The sequence below is a fragment of the Vibrio aquaticus genome, from assembly GCF_003970385.1.
GTDB lineage: Bacteria > Pseudomonadota > Gammaproteobacteria > Enterobacterales > Vibrionaceae > Vibrio > Vibrio aquaticus.
This window is the reverse complement of record NZ_RXZH01000022.1, coordinates 1-7,741: the sequence shown is the minus strand read 5'-3', so window position 1 is coordinate 7,741 and position 7,741 is coordinate 1. Positions and strand designations below refer to the sequence as shown.

Sequence of the window (7,741 nt, the reverse complement as noted above, 5' to 3'; positions counted from 1 at the left end):
GGCGTATAGCCGAGAACAAGTAGCTTAACAAGCAATTTAAGAGGGATTCACAACGCTTGGCACTTTTGCTTCTACTTCAAGTTTAGTGTTTATGGCACAATGCTTTAGGTTTGGGTGGAGGCGTTGTTCACCCCTTAATTGGGCGTTATGTTTACTTGTATTTTAAAGGCTTAAAGGCTTAAAGGCTTAAAGGTCTTAGGCTGAAGTTCTTTGTCCCTCAGGCAATCCGTCCCTAGTAGACTCAGCAAATCCGTATTGTCGGTCTAAGTTCTTGAATCTCTCAGCCCGTAAAACATGCCAATGTTCGGGGGTTGCTTCATTGTCAGGTCGTGGCGGCCGGCTTCTTGTTTAACTGGCTCAAAGTCGCTTTCAGGTTCATTACCAAGCAGCATTTCAGCTTGGCAGTTGCCTCGGCAATTCAACATTGTTTTGCGCTTTGGTTGGAAAGATAGGGCGCTTGTTGTTTCTTGGTCGGGTTGCCTCATTGGGCAGGGAATTGGAATTACTGGTTTTGGGTTAGTCGCTTTTGGCGGCCAAGTAGGTTCTTGCCTTGTGGCTAGGTTCAGAAAACTGGCTTTAAATAGCAGTTCTTTCTCAATTAAGTCAGTAACTTGTGGTAAAACATAACAAACAATTCAACAGTGATTCGCGACGCTTGGCGCTCTCACTACGGGTTGAATTTAGTGTTTACGGCGCAGTGTTTAAGTTCAGTGTATGCGCTGCTCACACGTTAATTGGGCGTTATGTTTACTTGTATTTCAAAGGCTTAAAGGTCTTAGGCTCTAGTTCTTTGTCCCTCTGACAATTCGTCCCTAGTAGACTCAGCAAATCTGCATTGTCGGCCTCAGTTCTTGAATCACTCAGGCCGTAAAACATGCCAATGTTCGCGGGTTGCTTCATTGTCAGGTCGTGGCGGTCGGCTTTTGGTTTAACTGGCTCAAAGTCGCTTTCAGGTTCATTACCAAGCAGCATTTCAGCTTGGCAGTTGCCTCGGCAATTCAGAATTGTTTTGCGCTTTGGTTGGAAAGAAAGGGCGCTTGTTGGAGCTTTGTCGGGTTGCCTCATTGGGCAGGGAAGTGGAATTGCTCGTTTCTGGTTGGTCGCCTTTGGCGGTCAAGTTGGTTCTAGCCTTGTGGTTTGCTTCAGAAAACTAGTCTGAAATAGTAGTTCTTTCTCAATTAAGTCAGTAACTTGTGGTAAAACATAACAAACAATTCAACAGTGATTCGCAACGCTTAGCGCTCTCACTTCGAGTTGAGTTAAGTGTTTACGGCGCAGTGTTTAAGTTCAGTGTTTGCGCTGCTCACACGTTAATTGGGCGTTATGTTTACTTGTATTTCAAAGGCTTAAAGGTCTTAGGCTCTAGTTCTTTGTCCCTCTGGCAATTCGTCCCTAGTAGACTCAGCAAATCAGCATTATCGGCCTAAATTCTTGAATCTCTCAGCCCGTAAAACATGCGAATGTTCGTGGGTTGCTTCATTGTCAGGTCGTGGCGGTCGGTTTCTTGTTTAACTGGCTCAAAGTCGCTTTTAGTTCCTTAGCCAATTATCACTTCAGCTTGGCAGTTGCCTCGGCAATTTGCCATTGTCTTGCGCTTTGGTTGGTCGCCTTTGGCGGCCAAGTCGGTGCTTGCCTTGTGGTTTAGTTCAGAAAACTGGTCAGAAATTGCAGTTCTTTCTCAAGTAAATCATGTGGTTGTGGTAAAACATAACAATAAATTCAAGCAGATTCGTAACGCTTGGCACTTTAGGTTTGAATCGGCTTTAGTGTTTACGGCACAATGCTTTAGGTAGGTGGCAGCGTTACTCACTACTTAATTTGGCGTTAGTTGCCTTAGTTGCCAATGAAGAAAAAAGCAGCTAAATCAGCAATTTTAGGGCTAATTTCAGTGTGTTTTTGGCTGGGTTTTCGTGTTTGACCTTTTGCTTTCGAATTGGTGGAAATGCAGTTCTGGTTGGTTTGTTGTTGGATTCTCTGTTTCTGAAGCTGATCCACTTGTTGAAAACCCATTCTGTTAATCAGTCTTTCCAAGTGCTTCCTTTGGTGCTTACAGTCCGTATTCTACGGCGTTGTATATTCCACGTGGTTTCAGTGATAGTCGCTTTGAAACTGCGCCTGATTTGACTTATCAAGTCAGGAAAGGGCAGTGTTGGCAAAGTATCAATGAGCTTCAAATCCAAGGCTTAGGGCAGGCAACTAACAATCAATTTAAGCAGATTCACAACGCTTGTCGATCTGCATTCTAGGTTAAGTTTAGTGTTTTATGGCACAATGTTTTAGTTAGGTGGTAGCGTTGTTCACTACTTAATTGGGCGTTAGGCAAAGGGTAGAAAAGTTCTTTGTTCTAATCTTCTTACTCCCTCTGGCAGTCCGTTTCTCAAAGTCGGCAATTCAGCATTGTCGGCTCAATTCCTTGGATCTCTTCAACCGTAAAACATGCCAAATTTCGTGGGTTGCCTCATTGGTTTTTAGTGTCGGTCGGTGGTGAGCTTAACTGGCTTAAAGTGTGGAAAGGGCAAGTTAATCGAAGCGCTCGCTTTTGTGGTCAGTTCGCAGCTTTGAGTTTCTCAGGTTCAAAAGCTACTTTTTCGCTGAAAGGCTGTGTTTCGTAAACGTTGAAAGTGAGGCTGTAACATAGGGGCTTCAGTGGTTCTTGAATCACAAAAAGTCAGTGGGTGATTGGTTGCTTATCGTGTTTAAGGTATTCTGTTTTCAAACAAAGTTAGTGAGTACGCAGAAAATTTGCCTAACAAACAATTCAAGCAGATTCGTAACGCTTGGCGACTTTACTATGCGTTGGCTTTCGTGTTGTAGGTGGTTTGCAGCTGCTTGGTCAGTGCGTTACTCACAACTTAATTGGGCGTTATAACGAAAAAAGCCTCAACCAGAAAGGCTGAGGCTTGAATTAACGTTTTTCACTATTTTAGACTAGCGATTTAATGAAACTCACGATAATCTCTTTAAGCAGAGCACCGCATAGAATCTTCGCTAGTTCATCTTTCCACTTAGGGTAAGGTGACATGATAGCTATCCTCTAGTTCGAGGAAGACTAAACTAACTTATCTTATCCCAGTTAACGCCTAAGAAAGCCAATCTCTTCGTTTGAAAGGACACGCATAGACTTCCGGTTAAGGGAAGCTTAGCGGCACCACCCGTTCAAAGCTGACTTGACAAGGAACTTGCCTAGTTACTTAAGTATGTGAATATTATAAATTAACGCTGAGAATAAGGCTGTTGATAGTTTCTTATCTAGCCCTATGAAATATATTAAAATTTATTCTCATAGTTATTCTCCTTTAGTTAATTAGGATCAATATTATTCCTTACTTTTGGTTGTCATTTTACTGCGTGAATTCAAAACGGCGTGCAGTATATATAAGTCGTTGATATTATGCAACTTGTATTAACTCTCAAGTACGTTATACTTAAAACGTTTGAAAGGGCGCGTATTTTTTAATCGCTACCAAAAAAGCTCCAGCTACCAACTGGGGCTTTTTTATGTCTGAAGCTAAAAGTTACTTGGTACGTTTTTCGTTATAACAAAGCGTTTAAGACGGATTCCCAACGCTCGGCATTTTCGGTTTGATTCAGCTTTAGTGTTTACGGCACAATGGTTTAGGTGTGGTGGTCTGCGTTGCTCACCACTTAACGCGGCGTTATACAAATGAGGTTAAAATGAGAATAGACTTAGAGTACATAGCAACAATTCTAAATGTTTTCTTGGTATCTGAAACGGCTCATATCACGATCTACGATATCGAGAACTCGGGTGTAGCGGTATATGATGAGAACCATAAAGGGCTAAACGAAAAGTTTGTATTTCACGCTCAGTTGCTCGTTGAGAATAGCTTGGTCAGTGATAGTGCATTGAGGTCTGACTCATTAAATACTTTTGGCATAACACTTCAAAATAACAGTTTCTCTGTTATGCCAAAAGATATTCGCCTAACTCAGCAAGGGCACGACTTTGCAAATGCTCTAGCCAATAAAGAAGTACGATCTACATTGATGGATAAGTTCAAAGATGCACCTTTCCAAATGCTGTTTAGTGCCAGTCAAAAAATCATGGAACATGTCCTACTAAAACAAGTTGATGCATTCCTGTAAAAATTTGTATAACAAAGCGTTCAAGACGGATTCCCAACGCTTGGCGTTTTCGGCTTACTTTAAGCTAAGTGTTTATGTCACAATGGTTTAGGCAGGGTGGTAGCGTTGCTCACCACTTAACGCGGCGTTATGTGATATACCTAAATAGCGATATTGCTCGTATAAGTTTTCAATCAAATTGTATCTCAGTTTCATATGGTTAGGTTAGATAGAACCGATATCAAAGTGAAAGGAACAAGATGACAGAGTCTCAAAATAAATGGTTTAAAAACTGGGCTAATAAACGACAAAAAGGTGCTGTTTACTACATAATCACTCAAACTTTAATCATTAGCGGGGGGCTCTTTATAGGGAAGCTTGCTGGCTTTGCTCTTTTTACTAATCAAAACCGATGGGGTGAGTTTCTCACTGAGTTGCCTACGACAGTGATGTTATTATTAGCAATTGGTATTCCGTTTAATGTTATCTCTTGGTTTCTAGGAGAGTGGCGGTATAGAAAACTATCAGATAAGAAAAATATCACATAACAAAGCGTTTAAGACAGATTCGCAACGCTCGGCATTTTTGGTTTGCTTTGAATTTAGTGTTTACAGCACAATAGTTTAAGTTTGGTGGTCTGCATTGCTCACTACTTAACGCGGCGTTAGCAGCCAGAAGTAATAAGGAGCCATAAATGGAATTAAAGTATCGTTCAGCTGATTTTGAAGATTTGGAAAGTCTTGTAGCTTTGCTTTCAAATGACCCACTTGGTAGTAAAAGAGAAGATGCGTCTGTTCCGTTGAATAGTGGGTATCTTGAAGCGTTCGAAGCAATTGTAAGAGACCCAAATAACGAATTACTTGTCGTTGAGCTGGAAAACTCTCTAGTCGGGATGCTTCAAATTACTTTTATTCCTTACCTAACGCATATTGGTAGTTGGCGTTGTCTTATCGAAGGTGTTCGAATCCATAGTGACTATCGTGGACAAGGCTTCGGTGAGCAAATGTTCGCACATGCCATCGAACTGGCAAAAAATAAAGGCTGTACAATCGTTCAGCTAACAAGTGACAAGCAGCGTCCTGATGCAATCAGGTTCTATGAGAAACTTGGATTTAAAGCAACACATGAAGGGTTTAAACTCGCGTTGTAAGTTGCTGCTAACAAGCATTTAAGAGTGATTCGCAACGCTTGGCGTTTTCGCTTCGCTCAAGTATAGCCAAGCGCAGCTCACACCTTAATGCGGCGTTAGGCGAATGGGAGTATCATGAAAGACTTATATCATTACACGGATATTCAAGGAGTCTTGGGGATCTTAAAGTTTAGGAAGTTATGGCTATCTTCAGTCAATAACATGAACGATCATCAAGAGATTATATGGCTCAAATCCAAGCTAAAGGCCGAGATTGATAAAGTTGTTAGAGTTGGAAATTATAGTGATTCGTACATTGATATATTTCGAACGTTTGTGACAATTTTGGAACATTCGACATCCACACCGTATATCTGTTGTTTCTCGAAGAATCATGATCTATTAAGCCAGTGGCGCGCATATGCTCATGATGGAGTTGGTGCGAATATAGGTTTCTCTATTGATAAACTTAATGTGAGTAATGAGCTTCCTTATATGTCGGCGGTCAAAGAGCAGGCGCTTGGCTATTCAGAAGTTACATACAACGAAGGGCTATCAAATATCTTTGTTACGAATTTGGTAGATGTACTTCTTAAGCTATGTGAAGAGTCGAAACTGGAGAACGGTAAACCAGTGTGGCATCCAGCTATGTCTGAGCTAGCAACGACATGTCTAAGAAGCGCACAAGCGTTTAAAAATCCAGCATTCTCGGAAGAGCAAGAAGTTAGAATTATTCATACGCCATACTCTGATAAAAGCAATAATTGGCATGGCAATGTTTCTGATATTCAATTTAGGGTTGTTAATGATTCTATAACTTCATACTTTGAACTTGAATTTCCGCATGATGCTGTAACGAGTATTACACTGGGTCCTAAGAGTAAGTGCTCTGAAGCAGAGCTAGAGCTCTTTTTGAAGAGCAATGGATATGAGAATGTAGTTGTAAGAAACTCTAGCGCTAGCTATCGGTAATTCGCCTAACAAGCAATTCAAGCTGATTCGCAACGCTCGGCACTTTCGGTTTCAACTTGTTTGGTGATTACCGTGCAGTGTTTTAGTAAAGTGGCAGCGTTGCTCACAACTTAATTGGGCGTTAGGCGCTTGGTTACAAACGCAAGATGAAGTTCATGGAAGTTGTATATTAAATCATTGATAATATGTTCAAACTATCTGGTAACTGAGTTTGTATATGGAAACCCGAAAAGAAGAACTTCTAGCCGTATTAACGAAAGAGTGTGAATTGTACTCATCAATTCCCGCGAGTGAACATCAGCAAAAACGCGATAAAAAGTGCTTTATTAATGGCCTGATGACGGCTTGCCGAGTTGTAGGTATCAGTTTTGAAGAACTTAACGCAATAGTAGAATCTATGCCTCAACAGCCAAAGTTCAAAGACATAGATGAGAAGTTATCTATCCCAACTTATGTACGAAATAACGTTGATATCAAGGCGTAGTATTTGGCTACGCGTCTAACAATAAATTTAAGTAGATTCGCAACGCTTGGCATTCTCGGGTTGAGTCAGCTTTAATGTTTACGGCACAATGGGTTAGGTGAGTGGTAGCGTTGCTCACTACTTAATTTGGCGTTAGTGCGCAAAGATAAAAATTACAATTAGCAGGATTTAAAATGAGTGAAATTGCTCGTTTCATATCTGGTAAAGCTCCAGATAAATTTGGTCGCAATGTAGAGCAGTTGTTAGCCTACAATCACTTCTGGCTAGAGCATGATCATAAGTACATTCAAGTTCTTTTCCCGATTGATGAGGGTACTAAGTTCAATCAACATGCTCCTTTGGTAACTCAAGCAGATCGAGAGGCTTTTGCTAACTCAGAAGAATTGCGCATTGCTCACTTAAAAGCACTCGACCTTTTACTCGAGTTTTGGGGATTGCAGCGAGATGGGTGTGAAATTTCTTCATTACTGGAACTAAGTCCTGCTAACCACGTCTGGCTTAAAAGTAATGACCACAACCAACTCCGCCTGACCCGAGCAATTCGTAGTTTGTATTTACTCGGTAATGAGCAGATAGCAGCTAACTTGTGTGACTTTCTAGTGGCTGCAGCTAGAGAAACTGGCATGGTTTCAGATAAAACGGTCGAGTGTTGGCGTAACGCGCTCAAGGGTTAGAGGAGCGCTGAAAAAGCGCACTAACAATAAATTTAAGCAGATTCGTAACGCTCGGCATTTTTGCTTTGAATCGGCTTAAGTGTTTACGGCACAATGGTTTAGGTGGGGGGTAGCGTTACTCACTACTTAATTTGGCGTTATAACACAGAGTCAACTTCTTGCTCAAAAGGATTAGTTGAACTATTATTTGTACGTTATTCTGTACTAATGGGAGTTCAATATGAGTCGTATTCATTTCGATCAAGATATTCAGCCTTTGTCTGAGTTTCGTGCCGGTGTAGCTTCATACATCAAACAAATCAATGAGACTCGTCGTCCATTGGTTATTACGCAACGTGGCAAAGGTGTTGCTGTTGTTCTCGATGTTGCTGAGTATGAAGCAATGCAAGAGAAAAT

At 41.2% G+C, this 7,741-nt stretch carries 8 protein-coding genes; 7 read left to right on the top strand and 1 reads right to left on the bottom strand.

The features are described 5' to 3' along the window. Positions 1-747: 747 nt before the first annotated feature. Complete coding sequence (locus tag EJ063_RS20030; RefSeq protein WP_126576038.1) at positions 748-972, bottom strand: hypothetical protein; 225 nt, start codon at positions 970-972, stop codon at positions 748-750. A gap of 2,703 nt (positions 973-3,675) precedes the next feature. On the opposite strand from EJ063_RS20030, the gene EJ063_RS20010 reads away from it, so the two are divergent. The 7 genes from EJ063_RS20010 to EJ063_RS19980 form a co-directional block, all read left to right on the top strand. Further along, positions 3,676-4,107, top strand: coding sequence for a DUF2513 domain-containing protein (locus EJ063_RS20010; RefSeq protein ID WP_126576034.1), 432 nt, complete (start codon positions 3,676-3,678; stop codon positions 4,105-4,107). Between the two features lie 239 nt (positions 4,108-4,346). Beyond that, positions 4,347-4,634, top strand: coding sequence for a hypothetical protein (locus EJ063_RS20005; protein WP_088880747.1), 288 nt, complete (start codon positions 4,347-4,349; stop codon positions 4,632-4,634). Positions 4,635-4,780: 146 nt separating this feature from the next. Further along, on the top strand, positions 4,781-5,236 hold the full coding sequence (locus EJ063_RS20000; protein ID WP_126576033.1) for a GNAT family N-acetyltransferase: 456 nt from the start codon (positions 4,781-4,783) through the stop codon (positions 5,234-5,236). A 114-nt stretch (positions 5,237-5,350) separates the two neighbouring features. Then, positions 5,351-6,187, top strand: a complete 837-nt coding sequence (locus tag EJ063_RS19995) for a DUF2971 domain-containing protein (protein WP_126576032.1) — start codon at positions 5,351-5,353, stop codon at positions 6,185-6,187. Between the two features lie 217 nt (positions 6,188-6,404). Beyond that, entirely contained in the window at positions 6,405-6,671 is a 267-nt protein-coding gene (locus tag EJ063_RS19990; RefSeq protein WP_126576031.1) for a hypothetical protein, read from the top strand. A 173-nt stretch (positions 6,672-6,844) separates the two neighbouring features. Then, positions 6,845-7,345: an opioid growth factor receptor-related protein gene (locus tag EJ063_RS19985; protein ID WP_126576030.1), complete on the top strand. Its 501-nt coding sequence runs from the start codon at positions 6,845-6,847 to the stop codon at positions 7,343-7,345. Positions 7,346-7,565: 220 nt separating this feature from the next. Next, the coding region (locus tag EJ063_RS19980; protein ID WP_148104544.1) for a type II toxin-antitoxin system Phd/YefM family antitoxin at positions 7,566-7,741 on the top strand (176 nt) is incomplete at its 3' end.

What these genes read in the sequence shown, in the direction of transcription:
- EJ063_RS20030 (WP_126576038.1), bottom strand. Translation starts at nt 972, where the DNA reads ATGCTGCTTGGTAATGAACCTGAAAGCGACTTTGAGCCAGTTAAACCA.
- EJ063_RS20010 (WP_126576034.1), top strand. Translation starts at nt 3,676, where the DNA reads ATGAGAATAGACTTAGAGTACATAGCAACAATTCTAAATGTTTTCTTG.
- EJ063_RS20005 (WP_088880747.1), top strand. Translation starts at nt 4,347, where the DNA reads ATGACAGAGTCTCAAAATAAATGGTTTAAAAACTGGGCTAATAAACGA.
- EJ063_RS20000 (WP_126576033.1), top strand. Translation starts at nt 4,781, where the DNA reads ATGGAATTAAAGTATCGTTCAGCTGATTTTGAAGATTTGGAAAGTCTT.
- EJ063_RS19995 (WP_126576032.1), top strand. Translation starts at nt 5,351, where the DNA reads ATGAAAGACTTATATCATTACACGGATATTCAAGGAGTCTTGGGGATC.
- EJ063_RS19990 (WP_126576031.1), top strand. Translation starts at nt 6,405, where the DNA reads ATGGAAACCCGAAAAGAAGAACTTCTAGCCGTATTAACGAAAGAGTGT.
- EJ063_RS19985 (WP_126576030.1), top strand. Translation starts at nt 6,845, where the DNA reads ATGAGTGAAATTGCTCGTTTCATATCTGGTAAAGCTCCAGATAAATTT.